Source organism: Palleronia pontilimi (genome assembly GCF_016412875.1).
In the GTDB taxonomy this organism is placed as follows: Bacteria; Pseudomonadota; Alphaproteobacteria; order Rhodobacterales; family Rhodobacteraceae; genus Palleronia; species Palleronia pontilimi.
This window is the reverse complement of the sequence record NZ_JAEKPD010000012.1, coordinates 1-313: the sequence shown is the minus strand read 5'-3', so window position 1 is coordinate 313 and position 313 is coordinate 1. Positions and strand designations below refer to the sequence as shown.

The window sequence follows — 313 nt, the reverse complement described above, 5'->3', positions numbered from 1 at the left end:
AGCCGCATGTGAACATCGGCACGATCGGTCACGTGGACCACGGCAAGACGACGCTGACGGCGGCGATCACCAAGTATTTCGGGGACTTCAAGGCCTACGACCAGATCGACGGCGCTCCGGAAGAAAAGGCCCGCGGCATCACGATCTCGACCGCCCACGTGGAATACGAAACCGAGGCCCGCCACTACGCCCACGTGGACTGCCCCGGCCACGCCGACTACGTCAAGAACATGATCACCGGTGCCGCCCAGATGGACGGCGCGATCCTGGTGGTGAACGCCGCCGACGGCCCCATGCCCCAGACGCGCGAGCA

1 protein-coding gene is annotated in these 313 nt (G+C 65.5%); it reads left to right on the top strand.

Going from position 1 to position 313, the window contains the following annotated elements; all coding sequences use genetic code 11:
- Nucleotides 1–313 (top strand): GTP-binding protein (locus tag ILP92_RS12545; protein WP_198916755.1); only part of this gene is annotated, 313 nt, incomplete at both ends.